Genomic DNA, 18,567 nt, shown 5'->3' with positions numbered 1-18,567 from the left:
TTCAGACTCCTCCACTCAGCATCCCTCCTAGCATCTCACCCATATATGCAACTGTAAGAAATGGGACAAATGGGATCATACTTTTTCTCGTAAACTTTCTTTTTATCATCAACAGAATTGATACTGCTGCCGCCAGTCCAAACGCTCCCAAAAGTAATATCAGTAACTTCCACATTCCAAGGAAAGTACCGAGTACAATAATCAGAAGACTGTCTCCATATCCAATCTTCTCTTCTGTAAGTCTGCTGATTCCCATAAAAAGAAACCCTGTTAAAATTCCTCCTGCAACAGCTCTCCATGATTCGATACCAGTAATTGCCTGAAAAACCAGTGCCGAAAGAAATCCCAATACAATCACTCCAACACTTAGTTTTCTTCTTTTCATATCCGAATAAGAAAGTGATATCAAATACACTCCCATTATCACATTTCCCACCAGACCTCCATATTTCATATACTTTTCTGACTCCTTTCCCCAATTTTTAAATGCTTTAGCTCTTCCTCTGTTTTCAGCATCCTACATTGACTTTTAATGATTCCGGTTCTATTCTGATGCACTGTTGACCCCCTCTTTTTCTATTCTGATGCACATTTGGAACAGCCTCTTTTTCCTGCTGTCTGAGATTTTTTTATTGTCCGTATCGTTCTTTTTAATCCACTGCAATTCAACGAATTGTGATACCTGTCACCGTATTGCGTAATATAGATTCCGGTCATAGTTGTTCCAATCACGCACCGTTCACACGCATGATATCTGCCTCCGCTTTCATTTCTCATATTGCCAAGTCCCGTGTATGGCACATACTGGATTGATAATTGCAGATAAGGACACGTAGCACTCCTGTGCCATACTGTACCAAGTTCTGTTATATAGACCAGTTCATCCTCTCCTTCTGTATCTTCTCCATCCTGATATCCATTCCACGCACTCATTTTTATATTTTCTGCATATTTTGCAGAATAATTTCCTGGTAGAGGGATTGGAAGTTTCACTTTATACTCCACACAAATATTTACCTCTCCATGCACCATATCATAATAAGATTTCCAACAGCTTATTGCAGAAGTTCCACCATCAAGAAGACTTCTTTCCAGTCGTTCTTCCCCGATATTTTTTATTATCTTCTGCTGCATCTTTACGGAATTAAATACAGGCAAAACAGCCAGATCTTCTACCGTTTCTTTTGCCGCACTCTGTGATGCATTATGAAGTACCAGTCTGATATTCCGCACTTCTATCAGATAGATCAGACAGATTACTGCAAAAAGAAATAGTGGAATTGCAAGTGCTGCTTCTATCGTTATGATTCCTTTTATATTATATTTTTTTACTTTTATCCCCGGTGCAGATGCCCTTTCCATTTTTGGACTGTTGCTATCTTTATTCAGCTTTATCATCGCAGTTTTTCCTTTCTATAAATTTGTGAGGTTTCCCGTATGAGGGGTACGGGATAAGACTGTACCGACTCATCGTCAGTACTTTAAAAATGGGTGTCGGAAAGGACATCTGCACCGGGGATAATCTCTATGAACCTATGTAAATCCGTATGACTGTTTATAGTAAATCGGTTCGATTTATTGATATCCAAAATAAGCAGGAAATGTATAGGATATATCTCCATATACGGTCACTTTATTTTCTATTTCAAGCTTCGTGACGCACTGATCTATGCGAAAATATTCTTTCTCCGGCTGGCTTCTGATATTTTCTTCAATTCGGTCTGCCAGCCTCATGGTCACTTCTTTTGTATCTTTCAGGAACAGCAGTATCCGCAGATAATCTTTGTAGGATAATCCTTTTTCCGTTTCTTTGACCTCTGCTCTCTTGTCACTGCTCAAAATCAATGGAAGTTCTGCGAGGGACACGCTCCAGTTCTCCGAAGTCTTAATTGCCGGTACCCTCTGACCTGCAAGAAGCGTTCTCAGATCTGCAACACTTTCACCACCTGCCCAGGCAGCTAAAATTAATTGCTTTACAACTTCTGTCCCTTCCGGCATAAGCAGTAACGTACAGATTGTTACAGCCAGCACTTCCGCTTCAGCTTTTCTTCCACTGTCTTTTTGCAGACAGATATAATTCACTCCCATTCGGATCAGAAAGAGTTTCATTAAAACCGATTCAAGATTTTCTTTATCTGATTTTTTTCCTGCAAGAAGATATTCCACTTCATAATCCAGACTTTTTTTTCTCTCTTCCTGATAGATTTTATTTCCATCACTCACAGCCGCCTGATCTTCCAACTCATCTGGTTCCGCTTCTCTTCCCGCTGCATTCTCTAAATTTTTCAGGACATACTCATTAAATAAAAGTCGTTCCTCTGTCCCACTCAGATTTTTTCTTGCTGGAAAATTTCCTCTTCCTGCAACTCTTATTCTCACGGATACCTGCCTGTCCCGATTTATCTCTTTGCCTGACAACCTTTTATCTTTCGGCAGCACATAAGAAATGATCCCATTTGCTTCTATCTGCTCCATGCAGTCAAAAGGATTTTCTATCTCCTCCTGATGATCTTTTTCCATCTCTTCAGACATCTGCTTCATCTCTTCTATTGACTGATTCTGATTTTCTTTCGCTTCCTTTTCCTGAATTTCAACTTCTTCCCATTCTCCAGTCATACCTGCCAGATTACGTGCATACTCAATCCCGTATTTCTGTTCCATATATGTAATGATCTGCTCCCGTAATCCCATGCCATCAAGATCTGTCAGATACTGGATTCCTTTTATCTCATGTACGATTCCTTTCGTTCCAAAATAGTGCATTCGTCTAAGCAGATTTTCTTCCTGCAGATTTCCCGTGCCATAAGTTTCCTCTATACCGAAAATATGATACTCTTCCAGCAAATCTGTCTGATATTCTCCAAACAAAGAATACAACGCACTGTCTACATCAATTCTTGCCTGATTTTTCATCAGTTGGATATTCGCTGCATTCATCATTCCTAAAATAAAAGACACCAGCAACACAACCGTCAGACTCAGAAAGACCGTGATTTCTCCTTTCTTCATCTCAGATCCCGGAACTTTCTGATGTAATCTTTTCAAAAATAGTATTCAGCAGATCAATCAACTGCTCCTTAAAAATAACAAGCAGAGCAATAATGATCACCAGAATCAATACCAGTTCTATTACCGTAATTCCTGATACATACTCCTTCCCTGCAAGCATTCCCACCAGTTGTCTTTTTTTAGATTCACCCAATGCTTTACAACCTGTAGTAAACCGTTCTATTTTCGGGTGCATTCTCTGCTTCATTTCACCAACAACATTTCTCATCTGCATTTTCCTCCGTTCATCTGCATTTTACATAGTTTTCTCTTCTGCTCCTGCTATTGCACGAATGATCCATTTTAGTATCACCACCTATCCATTCCTGTATCACTGCCTGTTCATTCTTATATTGCTGCCTATCTATTCTTATATCACTGCTTTTTACTGACCTTAAATCTGGATTGTAAAAAATGCCGGAACTATCACAATAATAAATACAACTGCCAGCATCATAAATAATGGAATCATCAGCTTTGTTCCCGCCTCTTCTCCAAGCTTTCTTGCCTGCTTTTTTCTTTCTTCAAACATTTCCCCGGTTTCTCTTTTCAATAACTCGCTTAATCCCTTTGATCCTTTACGCAGATTTTGGGACAGCAGTGTACCAAATCTACGATACACAGACAATCCACACCGGATTCCATACTCTTCATAACACTCCGACTCTGCCGCTTTATTTTTCATCTGATTTTCTGTATAAATCATCTCTTCATAAGCTTTTCTTCTCCCTGTACGCTCCTTATTTTTTCTATAATCTTCTGTGATACGCTGCCATGCATTTCTTACGGACATCCCCGCTCCGATATACAGGCTGAACCGGTTTATGATCTGTGGATAGTCCCTTCTCATCTCTTCACTTTCTCTTTTCTTTTTTTCTTTCTTTTTCTGATTCTCTGATACAAAGACCATCACTGCTGCCCCGCCCCCGGCTATAAGGATTCCGACAGTTCCTGAATTTTTCTCATGACTCCAGGTGATTTTTGTTCCATTGATTTCATCCGGTAAGATTAAATATTTTTCTGTCCTGGTATCTTCTTCCTCTTTCTGAACAGCCTCTTTAAGTTCCCGCACTATTTTTTCTTTTTTGCTTTCCCTTGCCGGAAATATCCGAACATAAAATTCATATTTTTCGCTCTGTTCTTTATACTTTAACTTTGCAGTCAGCTTCACTAATGTTCCGTCCTCTGTCAGATCATCCTGAAAGATAGTTCCCTGACTGTCTATTACTTGATGACGATCAGAATCCCATTCAATCGAAATTCCCGTGTCAGGAATGGAACTGAACAGATTCAGATCTGATCTCACTTCATCAAGACTTGTATTTTCCCCAAGAATCATCTGTCCAAGTTTCTGTTCCGCATCCCGAAATACATCTGCAATCTCAGTCTCACTATATTCCTGTTCTGATAGATCGATCTGTATCTTTTCACAGTCATTTCCTATTTTCGCCTCCAATTCTTCTGTCTTATTTCCCTTTCCGTGTTCTTCACGCAAAAGTACCACCTGTCCATTTTGATTTCTTTCTAATCCTGCTCCCCGGTCACTCAGAAATACAGCAATACTAATGACAACAGAGACAATGAAAATACTGCCTGCTCTGTAAACTGTCTTCTTTTCAAACTTCAATTTTGATCATCTTCTTTCCCCATATATACGCTGTAAAATATAAAGCAAGGCAGATACTCATCACAATGATCCCTGCAGGATTCCCATACAGTACCTTCAGAAAATCACCAAAGGTCAGCTTCATATACCCGATCATTCCAAAGGGAATCATGCTCATAATTTCAAACTCCAGTTTTTTTGATGCGATCATTGTCTGAATCTCTTTCTCGGTCTCCATCTTTTCACTGATGACTTTTACCGCATCTTTGATAATCACAATACTGTCCCCACCACTTTTTTGGGCAGTAGTAAAAACCGTCACAAAGTTATCTACATCTTCCTGCTCTACATTTTCAGCAAATTCACTCAGTACTTGTCCTACCGGTATATGGATTTTTAATTTTCGTATCATAATCTCATATTCTTTGATGATCCTTGACTCACTTTTGTACATTGGCTTTAAGTCATGGCAGGTTTCTCTGATCGCATTTTCTGCTGAATATCCGGCTTTTAAAGCTCCCGCCATAATCTGAATACTGTCTTTAAACTGAACCCGAAATTCTTCTTCTTTTTTGTCCGTCATTTCTTCCAGCCACTCTTTCATGTAAAATCCCCAGACCGGGAAAAGGATGATTCCGGGCAGAAATGACTCATAAAATAAATACAGGATCAGTCCGAAAATAACCGTACTCTTTGCAAGACCAATCAGATATTCATGCTTCTTTATATCCTGCAGCCATGAGCTTTTCCTGATTCGACAGCTCAGCCACTTTCATAAGTCTTCCTTTAATTTTTCCATGCTCCATTCCCTCCTCCCTGAACTCATATAAAGTCCTTGTATGAATCTTGCCAGACTCATATTTTTCAATTTCTGTAATCTGTAGTACTTTTCTGCTTTTATCTCTTAACCTTCCGAGATGGATAATAATATCCAGTGCCGAAGCAATCTGTCTCTGAACTGCCGCTAAAGGAAGATCAATCCCCATCAACATCATCGTCTCCAGTCTGTGAAGCATATCAGTAGGATTATTTGCATGTCCTGTGGACATTGACCCACTATGTCCGTTCAGCATGGCAGATGAAATCATATCAACCGTTTCATCTCCACGGACTTCTCCTACAATGATCCTGTCCGGTCTCATTCTCAGGGCCGAGCGGATCAGATCTCTGATCGTCACAGCTCCTTCTCCTTCCGGATTTGCTCCCCTCGCTTCCAGTTTCACAAGATTCTCCACTCCTCTGATCTGCATTTCCGCATTATCTTCAATCGTTATGATTCGCTCATCTTTCGGTATAAAATCCGACATTGCGTTCAAAAATGTAGTTTTTCCTGCACCCGTTCCTCCACTCACGAAAATATTATATTTTGCAATAACCAATTTTCTGATGAACTGTGCCGCTTCTTCTGTCATACTTCCACAGTCGATCAGCTTCTTCATCGTCAATGGTTCTTCCGGGAATGTTCGTATCGTAAGGATCGGTCCGTTTACCGCCACCGGTTTCATGACTACATTGACACGGGATCCATCTTTCAGTCTTGCATCCACGATAGGTGAAGCCTCACTAACATACCGGTTTGCCTCACCTACAATCTGCTGGATCACATCAACCAGCCTTTCTTCTGACATGAATTTTCGTTCTGACCGAAACAACCGCCCGCCTTTTTCATAAAAAATATGATCCGTTCCATTCACCATAATTTCTGTAATTTTCGGATCTTCCAGTAATTCCTGAAGGATATCCAGCTTTCTGAATGCATGAAATAGTTCCCTGCTCAATTCAATCTTTTCATTCAACGGCAGATATTCTTTTTCTGAAGCTTCTTCCAGTGTCATACGGATCAGTTCCTGAAGTTCCTCATCTCCGGTCTCTCTGGTCATATCCATCCGCTGCAACACCTGTCCATAAATCAGTTCAGCCCTTCTTTCATTCATCTTTCTGAGCCTCCCCTCTTTTTCCTGGAAGATACCGTTCCTGCATTTTGGTTCGTCCAATCCTCTTTTTCACTGTCCGGGAAAGAATTTCTCCATGACCGGAAATCCGCAGACTCTTTTCATATTGATCCAGCTTTGCCTTTGCGATTCCCTCGTCAATATACGGTGTATAAATTCTTCCGCAATTTTCCAGTATCTGATAAAGTCCGTTGATACTGTCCCCAAGATCCAGAAGAAGGATCTCATAAATACTTTTTTCCAGAATTGCCTCAAACAGACGCAGCCATTCTTCACGATCCACATTCCTGAAGTCCTGTTCATTTCTGATCGCCGGGATATAATCCACTCCGCCTTTTTGCCTGATCATACCGACAAGCTTCAAGCCAAGATTCATATTGTCCTGCCGCATATAATACAAAAGGTCTCCAAGGTCATTTCCTTCCCTGTTCTGAAAATAGTAATTATCTCCTGAGTTCCCTTCCAGATTCAGGTATAATACCGGGACACTTCTTCCCAACTGCCTCGCAGTACGAATAGCAAATTTGGTCTTCCCGATCCGATGGATCGGCGAATAAACTCCGATCAGCCCGCGTACCGATGTATCCGCTACCACTTTTTCTTTCAGTTCCATCCTGCCGGTTACTTTCTGCAAAATGATCTCTGCACTCTGATATCTGTAAACCGGAACTTCTTCCTGAAACCAGTCATCCTCTCCTTCCCGCTCTTTTTCCTGACTCCTTTTTTCCGTCAGAAGATAACGATTTTCTGCTAAAATCTCTTTTCTCTTTTCTACCGGATATTCCTCCGCTATAAGAAGTCTGCTGATCGGCATCTTCTCTGAAAACTCTTTCAGTTGCTGAAGATTCCAAAAGAGGTGAAACTGATACTCCTCTTTTAATTTTTCCGAAATAATGTTCATCAGATTTTCTGCATATTCTCTCTGAACATCGCAGATTACAAATTGAGCCTGACCACTCCTTTCCTCTGCTTTTTCACATATCATAACTTGAATTACTGCTGCGAACCTGCAGCATCGAATAAAGATAAAAGCTGCCGGATGTCCACTTCCGGCACTTAGAGACACCGGTCTTTCCCCTTCAACCGGTGCGACAACAGGTGATTGCCTGTCGTGTAAGACGCATTATATACAGCCTTTTTTCGTTTGTCCAGTCCCTGATTTCAAAAAATTACTTTTTGTTAAAATCTCACAAAATCTGATAGAAAGTAATTCCGTAAAGCAGGCAGACCCCAGGAATACCAAGGGTTCCGGATGTCAAAAAGGAGACAGGATTTAATCCCACATTAATTGAAGAATCAGCCGGAAGCACCCACTGATTTATTATAAATATCAACATCATTCCAACCACTGCCCTTGCGAAAAAATGCAGGATCAGTCCTGTAATCTTCTTTTTCATTTTCCCGTTCCTCATATTCCATGACTACTCCTTGCTCTATTTTATTCCCTGGAACTTTTTCCTATGCTTTGAAATACTGCAGAACTCCACTTTTTTATTTTCCACAATTTTTTCATACGTTTTCCACATCCTTTGATTTTTTCAGAACAGTTATCTTCAACCTCTGCCCGGTTTATCCACACTATAAACTTTTTTCTTACTTTTAATCAGATTGGATAAGTGAAAAAACGACATCCACATTTTACTGCGGATGCCGTTTATTTTTTTCTCAACGGTCAGTCTCTTTTCCAACCATTTTTTTACCATTTATTTATAATTTTTTTCCAGTTTTACGAGTAAATCGATATTTTCTTTTTCGTACTGATTAATTTCCGACTCCTGCACGATCTTTCCCTTTACCGGAGCATACCAGCTCTTCTGACTGAAATAATTTTCATAAGCCGTACCTGTAAAATCATATCCTTTTCTGGCATAAATTTCATTAATCGCAATTCGGATTGAATACGCAGGAGAAACCTCACCGATCAATTTCTCCTGGTCGTAAATTTTTCTGAGATCCTCTTCTTTCAGTACTTCAGAATCTGCCTTTGCAAAAGTATATCCTGTCTTTTCTTCCTGTTCACGGTACGCACGGTAATCCTCTACTTTTGAATCAAATTCTATATTTTTACCACTAAAGGATAACTTCTCTGTTAAAAATGCTTCTTTCTGATTTTCAACTCCATACCATTCCAGTTCTATCTGCTTCTTTTTAGTATCAACTTTTTTAATTTTTGCACACGCTCTCTCCGCCAGCAACTGATACTTTTCAGGAAGAATTTCTTCACGGTCATAACCTGTATATTTTTTATTTCCGTTTTCAGCAAAAATTTCAAGTTTCGACCAGTTCATTCCCGAACCCGATGTCAAAAAAATAAATCCATCTTTGGAACAGATATCGTCAATCCCGGCTGTCACCGCATACTCTTCCTGCATATATTCCCATGATTTTCCTGCATCTTCTGATCTGCACACAAGATAATAGGTCTTCTGCATACCTGAATCCTGCGGAATCATCACCCAAATAAAAGAACCATCCTTTATAACGGTATTTGAGGCATTTTCATAAGTTCCATTTTCCAATACTTCTTTTGCTTTTTTTAACTGATCCTCATCATAAATAGAAGTTTCATCTGACAGTATTTCCTCATAAGTTAAAAATGCAACCTTCTCCAGATTCTGATCGTCAACCTTCTCTTCATTATCTACATTATCCTCTGCAGATGAAGACTCATCCTTTTTATTCTGATCTGATTTTTCAGTATCAGAATCTTCATTTTTCTGATCTGTATTTTTCTGTGTTTCTTCCTGCTTTATATTGGAATCCAACGGATCTGTCACTGAGGTATCTTTTTTCTGACATCCTTCTGCCACCAGTAAAAGAAGAAATATCATTCCTACTGTCATTCCTTTTTGGATCAGAACTTTTTTCTGCTCTTTCTTCTTCATATTTTCGCCCCCTCTGTCTAAATTACTTTTCTGCACTGCCGCTCTTATCCCGACTCTGATCTTTTTATTTGTCTTTGATGTTATCATACACCAATCTTTTTCTTTTTAAAAGGAAAATCGCACGGCAGTTTTTTTCTGTCGTGCGATCAGCTTTTCTTCCTCTATTTCTAAAGTAGAATTACTTCTTCTTCCCGAATCTATGATTCCTCTGAATTGTCTGACGCTTCACTTTCAGGTTCTTCTCCATCAGAGATTTCTACCTGCTCTCCGTCAATTTCTGCAGAAGCTTTTCTTACTTTTGCAACACTTGCAACTTTATCTTTTTCTTTCAGATTAATCAACTTCACACCTGAAGTAATTCTTCCGTATACAGAAATATCAGAACACTTCATACGGATGATGATTCCCTCCGTATTGATAATCATGATCTCGCTGTCTTCATCCACTGCTTTCATACCGACTACATTTCCGGTCTTCTCAGTGATCTTATAACATTTCACACCTTTACCGCCACGGTTCTGTCGTGTAAATTCATCCATATTGGTACGTTTGCCCATACCTTTTTCAGATACGATGAGCAGATCCGTTCCCTGACTTGCAGTCTGCATTCCGATCACTACATCGTTGTCCGTCAGATTCATTCCGCGTACTCCCATGGATACACGTCCTGTAGAACGTACATCCGTCTCATTGAAACGAATACACATACCATCTCTCGTAACAAGCAGAATATCCTCTGTATTGTCCGTTACTTTTACTTCGATCAGACGATCATCTTCTCTGAGTGCAATCGCTGCCAGGCCGGTCTTTCTTACATTTGCGTAATCCTGAATCGGTGTCTTCTTGACAAGTCCCTTTTCTGTTGCCATGAACAGATATTTTCCTTCTTCATATTCGCGAAGCGGAATGATCGCTGTAATTTTTTCTTCCGGCATCAACTGAAGCAGATTAATGATCGCAGTTCCTCTTGCAGTTCTTCCTGCCTCAGGAATCTCGTATGCTTTCATTCTGTAAACACGCCCTGTATTTGTAAAGAACATGATATAATGGTGGCTCGTTGTCACGAACAACTCACGGATATAATCATCTTCCAGCGTCTGCATTCCCTTGATTCCCTTTCCGCCACGGTTCTGACTCTTGAACGTATCCATCGTCATTCTCTTGATGTAACCAAGTTTTGTCATGGTAATCACAACATTTTCCCGTGGAATCAGATCTTCCATGGAAATATCAAACTCGTCATATCCGATACGGGTTCTTCTGTCATCTCCGTATTTTTCAGAAATCACAAGAATTTCTTTTTTAATTACACCTAACAGAAGCTTTTTGTCTGCAAGAATCGCCTTAAATTCTTCAATCTTCTTCATCAATTCAGCATATTCTGCTTCAATCTTTTCTCTTTCCAAACCGGTCAATGCACGCAGACGCATATCTACGATTGCCTGAGCCTGAACTTCTGACAGACCAAACCTTTTAATCAATTCCTGCTTTGCGATCTGAACATTCTGAGAACCACGGATAATCTTGATCACTTCGTCAATATTATCCAGTGCAATCAGTAATCCCTCTAAAATGTGGGCTCTTTCCTGAGCTTTATTCAGATCATATTTTGTTCTTCTCGTAACTACATCTTCCTGATGCTTCAGGTAATAATTCAGCATCTCCAGGAGATTCATTACTTTTGGCTGATTGCCAACCAGTGCCAGCATAATAACGCCAAATGTATCCTGCAACTGTGTATGCTTATAAAGCTGATTCAGAATCACATTCGGATTCACATCACGACGCAGTTCGATGCAGATCCGCATACCTTCACGGCTCGACTGGTCGCTCAGATCTGTGATTCCATCGATTTTCTTATCTCTTACAAGCTCTGCAATCTTCTCAATCAGTCTTGCTTTATTTACCATAAATGGAAGTTCCGTTACAATAATCCGGTTTTTTCCATTCTGCATCGGCTCAATATTGGTAATTGCACGCACACGAATCTTTCCACGACCTGTTCTGTATGCTTCTTCAATACCTCTTGTACCAAGGATTTCTGCACCCGTCGGGAAGTCAGGTCCTTTAATGATCTGCAAAATTTCTTCGATCGTTGTCTCTTCTTTATCTTCGATCTGATCGTCAATGATCTTTACTACTGCTGCGATCACTTCTCTCAGATTGTGTGGCGGAATATTGGTTGCCATTCCTACGGCAATTCCTGATGTACCATTTACAAGAAGATTCGGGAATCTTGATGGAAGAACTGAAGGTTCTTTCTCCGTCTCATCAAAGTTTGGTGTGAAATCTACTGTGTCTTTATTGATGTCAGCAGTCATTTCCATGGAAATTTTACTCAGACGTGCCTCTGTATATCGCATGGCCGCTGCTCCGTCTCCGTCTACGGAACCGAAGTTTCCATGTCCATCTACCAGTGGGTAACGAGTAGACCATTCCTGTGCCAGATTAACCAAAGCTCCGTAAATTGAGCTGTCTCCGTGAGGATGATATTTACCCATTGTATCACCGACGATACGGGCACATTTACGGTGTGGCTTATCCGGGCCATTATTTAATTCGATCATTGAATACAGGATTCTTCGCTGTACCGGCTTCAATCCGTCTCTTACATCAGGAAGGGCACGGGATGCGATTACACTCATGGCATAATCGATGTAGGAAGTTTCCATCGTCTTTTTCAGATCGACTTCATGGACTTTATCAAAAATATTGTCTTCCATCTCTTATCTCCTTAATTCTGTCGATATTGGTGAGAATTTTTCAGTATAACAGCCTGCGGAACTCACGCTCCTCGCCATCTCGAAAATCTACGATTTTCTCGCTGGGTTGGCATTTCCAATGCCAACCCACACAGTTCGTTCAAAAGCACTTGCCGGGTAAACTCGCCATTGCTCCTGAACAAACTGTATGGCTCGTCGCTGTTAAATACTATATATCCAAATTTTGTACGTATTTTGCGTTTTCTTCGATAAATTCTCTTCGTGGTTCTACTTTATCTCCCATCAGTGTGGTAAAAGTAAGGTCGAGTTCGGAGGAAGTTTCATCATCCATCGTAACTCTGAGAAGGATTCTATGTTCAGGATCCATGGTCGTATCCCAAAGCTGCTCGGCATCCATCTCACCAAGACCTTTGTATCGCTGAATTTTATTATTATTATCTCTTCCAACTTCTGTCAGGATCTGATTTAGTTCTTCATCACTGTATGCATACCATACTTTTTTATTTTTCTCCAGCTTATACAGCGGAGGCTGTGCAAGATATACATATCCTTCTTTGATAAGATCAGGCATAAACCGATACATAAATGTCAATAATAATGTACTGATATGGGCACCGTCTACATCGGCATCTGTCATGATAATGATCTTATGATATCTCAGTTTTGAAATATCAAAATCATCATGGATACCTGTTCCGAATGCAGTGATCATTGCCTTGATCTCCGCATTTCCGTAAATTTTATCCAGACGTGCTTTTTCCACGTTCAGAATTTTTCCTCTCAGCGGAAGAATTGCCTGCGTTGCACGGTCTCTGGCCGTCTTCGCTGAACCGCCGGCAGAATCTCCCTCGACGATATAAATCTCACATTTGGAAGGATCTTTATCTGAGCAGTCTGCCAGTTTTCCCGGAAGAGACATTCCCTCCAGGGCAGATTTTCTTCTCGTAAGGTCTCTTGCCTTTCTTGCCGCTTCCCTTGCACGCTGTGCCATCATGGATTTATCAATCGTCAGCTTTGCGACACTCGGATTCTGCTCTAAAAAGATCTCAAGCTGGGTACGCACGATATTATCAACCGCTCCCCTTGCTTCACTGTTACCGAGTTTCTGCTTGGTCTGTCCTTCAAACTGTGGATCTTCGATCTTGACACTGATGATTGCCGTCAGTCCTTCACGGATATCATCGCCCGAAAGCTGTTCGCTTTCTTTGAGCAGTTTATTTTTCTTTGCATAATCATTAAATGTCTTCGTTAATGCGCTTCTGAATCCTGCAATATGCGTTCCGCCTTCCGGTGTTGTAATATTATTTACAAAACCATATGTCGTCTCATTGTAAGAATCGTTATGCTGCATTGCAACCTCAACATAAACGTTATCTTTCATTCCCTCGCAGTAAATAATCTGGTCATAAAGAGGAGTCTTGCTTTTATTCAGGTAAGTAACAAACTCTTTAATCCCACCTTCATAGTGGAATGTATGCTCATGGACTTCCTCTTCCCGAAGATCCCGCAACTGGATCTTCAGTCCCTTGGTCAGAAATGCCATTTCACGGAAACGTTGCTTTAACGTATTATAATCAAAAACCGTCTCCTCAAAAATCTCTTTATCCGGAAGGAATGTTACTTTTGTCCCTGTCAGCTCTGGATCACAGTCTCCCTCGATCCGCAGCTTATAACATACCTTTCCCCGTTCATAACGCTGCTTATAAATTTTTCCTTCATGGCAGATTTCTACTTCCAGCCATTCTGAGAGGGCATTTACAACAGATGCACCAACTCCATGAAGACCACCGGATACCTTATAGCCTCCACCGCCGAATTTACCGCCGGCATGAAGGATGGTAAATACAACTTCCACCGCTGGAAGACCCGCCTTATGGTTGATACCTACAGGAATACCACGTCCATTATCTGTAACTGTGATCGAATTATCCTTGTTGATATCCACAACAATCTTATCGCAATATCCTGCCAAAGCCTCATCCACCGCATTGTCCACGATCTCATAGACAAGATGATGGAGTCCTCTGACAGAGGTGCTGCCTATATACATTCCGGGTCTTTTCCTTACGGCTTCCAAGCCTTCCAATATCTGAATCTGATCCGCTCCATATTCAGCGTCAAATTCTGTACCTGATGCACCCATTCTCCAACCTCCTAGTTTTCTTTTGCTACCGTTCCATCCTGGATATGGAACACTTTATTGATTGAAAATCTATGATTCACAAATTCATCCAGTCCCGTACACGTTACTACAGTCTGAATATCATGAATACTGTCCAATAAATAGTTTTGCCTGCTTTTATCCAGTTCAGACAACACATCATCCAATAAAAGTACAGGCGTATCTTTTATCATCTGCTTTACCAGCTCGATTTCTGCCAGTTTTAACGATAACGCAGTTGTTCTCTGCTGTCCCTGCGATCCGAACTTCCGGATATCCAGCTCTCCACTCAGGAAACAGATATCATCTCTGTGCGGTCCGACAGAAGTACTCTTCATCCGAAGATCTCTGTCGCGGTTCCTCTTCAAAGCTTCTTCCAGTGAACGTCCGCCTGTTCCCGATTCATATGACAGACAGATTCGTTCCTTTCCACCGGTCAGGCGATAATGAATATCTGAAATAATCCCGTTTACCTGTTCAATAAACTGCTGGCGTCTTTCCAGTACTCTTGTACCATATTCCGCAAGCTGCATATCCCATATATCCAGTGTCTCCGCAAGATTCTGATGATTATAAATATCTTTCAGCAACGCATTGCGTTGATTGATGATCCGGTTATAATTCGTCAGATTACTCAAATAAATCTTATCAAGCTGCGAAAGCTCAAGATCGATAAATCTTCGTCTTCCCGCCGGTCCCTCTTTGATGATGTTCAGATCTTCCGGCGAAAAAAATACAAAATGTACGATTCCGAATAATTCACTTGCCTTGCGGATCGGAATACGGTCGATTGCAATTCCTTTTGGACTGTTCTTTTTCAAATGCATATCGATCTGAAAAGTAAGCCCCTTTTTTTCAACGACCATCTCAAGATGTGCTTCATCATGCCCGAACTGGATCATATCCCGGTCTTTTGTTCCCCTGTGGGATTTTGTCGTTCCCGACAAATACAAAGCCTCTAAAATATTCGTCTTTCCCTGTGCATTATCGCCATACAGGATATTCGTCTTAGGATCAAAGGACATATCCAGCAGATCATAATTTCTATAATTTTTTAATCTTAAAGATCTGATAACCATATCTGTCCCACTACCGCTAAATAGCATCCCTGAGACAGACTCTCATATGCTATTTTACACGTTTTCCAACTATTTTTCAATTTTTATTTCATTTCCATCAAAAGTTGCTGTATCGCCCGGATACAGCTTTCTGCCACGTCTTGTATCAATCTCACCATTGACAGCTACCAGTCCGTTTTGTATGACCTCTTTTGCTTCCACACCATTTTCTACCAGTCCGGCAGCTTTCAGTACCTGTCCAAGTTTGATAAATTCATCACTTTCACGAAGTTTAAATTGTTCCATTTTTCTCTCCTAAACTGCCGCATTAAAATTAACCGGCAAAATCAGATAAATATAACTTTGTTCCTCATCCTTGATAAAGCATGGAGCTTTTGCATTCATGAAATAAAGATCTACTTCTTCATCATCAATGACTCTCAGTGCATCGATCAGGAATTTCGGGTTAAATCCGATCATCAGATCTTTTCCGTCTTTTGTACAGAGAATTACCTCATCCATGGAACCGATCTGTGATTTGATCATCATCTGCATTGCATCATCCTTGATATCAATGATGATCGGCTTCTTGTCTCCTTCTTTGATCAGAAGTGTCGCACGGTCGATACAATCCAGTAATTCTCTTTTATTTACCCGGACTTTTGTCTCGTAGTCACTGGAAAGCATCTGATCAATTCTGAAATATTCTCCCTCAATCAGTCTTGATACAACAACTGTTCTGTCAAATTCAAATACAATATGGTTCTTTGTAAATGAAATCTGGACCTCTGCTTCAGCTTCTCCTCCAATGATTTTACTGATCTCCTGCAGAGTTTTTCCTGGAACAATGACTTTTCTTGGTTCATAAGAATCTTTCAGATCAATCTTTCTGATTGAGATTCTGTGACCATCAAGAGATACTACTTTCAGAACATTCTCTGTGATCTCGAACAATTCTCCGGTCATCATTTTGTTCGTATCATTATCAGCGATAGAGAAAATGGTCTGACGGATTGCTTCTTTCAATGTAAATTCAGACACCGTGATAAAATCATTACTTTCGATTGCAGGTAAATAGGAGAAGTCATCTCCTGACTGAGCTGCAATGCTGAATTTTGCTTTTTCACAGGTAATCAGAGCCTGGTTATCGGATTCTGTCTCGATCGTAACTTCACTGTCCGGAAGTTTTCTTACGATTTCAGAAAAGATTTTTGCGTTCAGGGCAATAATACCACGTTCAACAATGTCGCCATCAATAGATGTCTCAATGCCAAGTTCCATATCGTTTGCTGTCAGCTTTACAACATCTGTAGTAGCATCAATAAGAATACATTCAAGGATTGGCATGGTTGTCTTAGATGGAACAGCTTTTGAAACAATGCTGACTCCTTTTACAAGATTTGATTTCGTACAAATAATTTTCATATGATGATAACTCCTTTCGGGTCCGTACCGGGTTTGTGGATAAAGTTCCGGGGCGGCTTTTATAGATATATAAATGAAAAAAATTCCGTCTTATCAGTAATAGGGGCTGTGGATAAGTGAAAAACTACTTCCAGCCCTTATAAATTAAGGCTTTTCGCATATGGAAAACTCTGTAGATATCAAAATAATTTCTTGTGGAAACTGTGGGGATAAAAATCTGTTGAAAATCAATGGTAAACTTATCCATATCTTTTCCACATAAGAATCCACACTTTATCTACATAGTTATCAACATAATAGTTTACTGTTAAGGGAATAAAAGGCAGATACAATTCCTGTTAAATAGGATTGATCTTCTTCCTGATAATATTAATAGTATTATTTAAAGCTTCATCTGTCTTCATATCCTGTTCGATCTTTTTAACTCCATGGCTGATGGATGCATGATCCTTTCCACCAAGTAATGCACCAATGGATTTTAACGGTGTATCAGTCATATTTCTGCAAAGATACATGACAATCTGGCGTGGAAGTACGATTTCAGCATTCCTTTTTTTGCCTTTCAGTTCAGCAACAGGTACATTAAAGTGTTCGGAAACGACTTCAATGATCAATTCCGGTGAAACGGCACGGTTATCATCCGGTGAAATCATATCTTTCAATGCTTCGGCAGCAAGAGGAATGTCGATCGGTTTATTTTCAAGATTAGAAAGTGCAATCAGTTTATTCAGAGATCCCTCCAGCTCACGGATATTGGATTTGATATTATTGGCGATATACTGCATAACTTCATCTGGAATATGGTATTTTTCCAGTCCGTCCAGTTCTTCTTTTTTACGCAGGATCGCCATTCTTGTCTCATAATCAGGTGAGGAAATATCTGCGATCATACCCCATTCAAAACGGGTACGAAGTCTGGCCTCCAGTGTTTCCATATCTTTTGGAGGTTTATCACTGGAGATGATGATCTGCTTTCCGGCAAGGTGCAGATTATTAAAGGTATGGAAAAACTCTTCCTGTGTACTTTCCTTACCTATAATAAACTGGATATCGTCGATGAGAAGCACATCGTTGTTCCGGTACTTTTCACGAAAGCTGGTCATAGCCATTTCATTTCCATTTTTACCGACTTTCAGAGCTTCGATCAGTTCATTCGTAAAGGTCTCACTGGTTACATAAAGTACCTTTTTAGACGGATCGTGCTTTAAAATATAATGGGCAACCGAGTGCATCAGATGAGTCTTTCCAAGTCCTACACCTCCATATAAGAAAAGAGGATTGTAGCTTTCGCCCGGAGATTCAGCAACCGCAACAGAAGCAGCATGTGCAAAACGGTTGTTGCTTCCGACAACAAAGGTATCAAATGTATATTTCGGATTCAGATTTGCTTTTTCATAAATTGCATTAACACGGGTATTTTTAACTGCAATGTCCTTTTTTTCCTGAATTACGGCGGTATTTTCCGTAACAAAGGCAACTTCATATTCTACACCGGTAATCTCAGCGATGCAGACTTTAAAAGGAAGCAGATATTTTTCTTCAATATGTTCAAGACTTGCCTTTAATTTGACAAGAATGTATACAGTATTATCTTTGACTTCATAGACAGTCAAAGGTGCAACCCAGGTATTATAGGCAATATTTGACGAACAGTATTCCTGCTTCATCTTATTTAATATCTGATTCCAATTTTTTTCTACAATGTTCAT

16 protein-coding genes are annotated in these 18,567 nt (G+C 40.2%); all 16 read right to left on the bottom strand.

The window, feature by feature from the left end; genetic code table 11:
* Position 1: 1 nt before the first annotated feature.
* Entirely contained in the window at positions 2–454 is a 453-nt protein-coding gene (locus tag NQ541_RS00080) for a prepilin peptidase (RefSeq protein WP_005608489.1), read from the bottom strand.
* A gap of 122 nt (positions 455–576) precedes the next feature.
* Positions 577–1,398 carry a pilus assembly protein gene (locus NQ541_RS00075; RefSeq protein WP_005608487.1) on the bottom strand — a complete coding sequence of 274 codons (822 nt, stop codon included), beginning with the start codon at positions 1,396–1,398 and terminating at the stop codon, positions 577–579.
* Positions 1,399–1,575: 177 nt separating this feature from the next.
* Positions 1,576–3,009 carry a DUF5702 domain-containing protein gene (locus NQ541_RS00070; RefSeq protein ID WP_005608486.1) on the bottom strand — a complete coding sequence of 478 codons (1,434 nt, stop codon included), beginning with the start codon at positions 3,007–3,009 and terminating at the stop codon, positions 1,576–1,578.
* Between the two features lies 1 nt (position 3,010).
* Positions 3,011–3,169 (bottom strand): Flp1 family type IVb pilin, encoded by a 159-nt coding sequence (locus NQ541_RS13015; protein WP_181973171.1) that lies wholly within the window; start codon positions 3,167–3,169, stop codon positions 3,011–3,013.
* A gap of 273 nt (positions 3,170–3,442) precedes the next feature.
* The gene (locus NQ541_RS00060; RefSeq protein WP_005608482.1) at positions 3,443–4,675 is read right to left on the bottom strand and encodes an immunoglobulin-like domain-containing protein; all 1,233 of its coding nucleotides are present in this window, start codon (positions 4,673–4,675) and stop codon (positions 3,443–3,445) included.
* Positions 4,665–5,258 carry a type II secretion system F family protein gene (locus tag NQ541_RS00055; protein ID WP_005608480.1) on the bottom strand — a complete coding sequence of 198 codons (594 nt, stop codon included), beginning with the start codon at positions 5,256–5,258 and terminating at the stop codon, positions 4,665–4,667. Before NQ541_RS00055 ends, NQ541_RS00060 begins: the two co-directional genes overlap by 11 nt.
* A gap of 109 nt (positions 5,259–5,367) precedes the next feature.
* Positions 5,368–6,588, bottom strand: coding sequence for a CpaF family protein (locus tag NQ541_RS00050; protein WP_005608478.1), 1,221 nt, complete (start codon positions 6,586–6,588; stop codon positions 5,368–5,370).
* On the bottom strand, positions 6,581–7,591 hold the full coding sequence (locus tag NQ541_RS00045) for a P-loop NTPase family protein (protein WP_005608477.1): 1,011 nt from the start codon (positions 7,589–7,591) through the stop codon (positions 6,581–6,583). Before NQ541_RS00045 ends, NQ541_RS00050 begins: the two co-directional genes overlap by 8 nt.
* Before the next feature lie 202 nt (positions 7,592–7,793).
* Complete coding sequence (locus tag NQ541_RS00040; protein ID WP_044905192.1) at positions 7,794–8,003, bottom strand: pro-sigmaK processing inhibitor BofA family protein; 210 nt, start codon at positions 8,001–8,003, stop codon at positions 7,794–7,796.
* Between the two features lie 306 nt (positions 8,004–8,309).
* Positions 8,310–9,491 carry a YARHG domain-containing protein gene (locus NQ541_RS00035; protein WP_167528438.1) on the bottom strand — a complete coding sequence of 394 codons (1,182 nt, stop codon included), beginning with the start codon at positions 9,489–9,491 and terminating at the stop codon, positions 8,310–8,312.
* A gap of 197 nt (positions 9,492–9,688) precedes the next feature.
* Entirely contained in the window at positions 9,689–12,214 is a 2,526-nt protein-coding gene (gene gyrA, locus NQ541_RS00030; protein WP_005608468.1) for a DNA gyrase subunit A, read from the bottom strand.
* Between the two features lie 208 nt (positions 12,215–12,422).
* Entirely contained in the window at positions 12,423–14,357 is a 1,935-nt protein-coding gene (gyrB, locus tag NQ541_RS00025) for a DNA topoisomerase (ATP-hydrolyzing) subunit B (protein ID WP_005608467.1), read from the bottom strand.
* An 11-nt stretch (positions 14,358–14,368) separates the two neighbouring features.
* The gene (recF, locus tag NQ541_RS00020) at positions 14,369–15,454 is read right to left on the bottom strand and encodes a DNA replication/repair protein RecF (RefSeq protein WP_044905062.1); all 1,086 of its coding nucleotides are present in this window, start codon (positions 15,452–15,454) and stop codon (positions 14,369–14,371) included.
* 69 nt (positions 15,455–15,523) lie between these two features.
* Positions 15,524–15,739 (bottom strand): RNA-binding S4 domain-containing protein, encoded by a 216-nt coding sequence (locus NQ541_RS00015; RefSeq protein WP_005608463.1) that lies wholly within the window; start codon positions 15,737–15,739, stop codon positions 15,524–15,526.
* Between the two features lie 9 nt (positions 15,740–15,748).
* Positions 15,749–16,858 (bottom strand): DNA polymerase III subunit beta, encoded by a 1,110-nt coding sequence (dnaN, locus tag NQ541_RS00010; protein ID WP_005608461.1) that lies wholly within the window; start codon positions 16,856–16,858, stop codon positions 15,749–15,751.
* A gap of 338 nt (positions 16,859–17,196) precedes the next feature.
* Positions 17,197–18,567 carry a chromosomal replication initiator protein DnaA gene (gene dnaA, locus NQ541_RS00005; protein ID WP_005608458.1) on the bottom strand — a complete coding sequence of 457 codons (1,371 nt, stop codon included), beginning with the start codon at positions 18,565–18,567 and terminating at the stop codon, positions 17,197–17,199.

The organism is [Ruminococcus] lactaris ATCC 29176, assembly GCF_025152405.1.
GTDB lineage: Bacteria > Bacillota > Clostridia > Lachnospirales > Lachnospiraceae > Mediterraneibacter > Mediterraneibacter lactaris.
The sequence above is the reverse complement of the archived record's forward strand: the minus strand, read 5'-3'. Positions and strand labels throughout refer to the sequence as shown.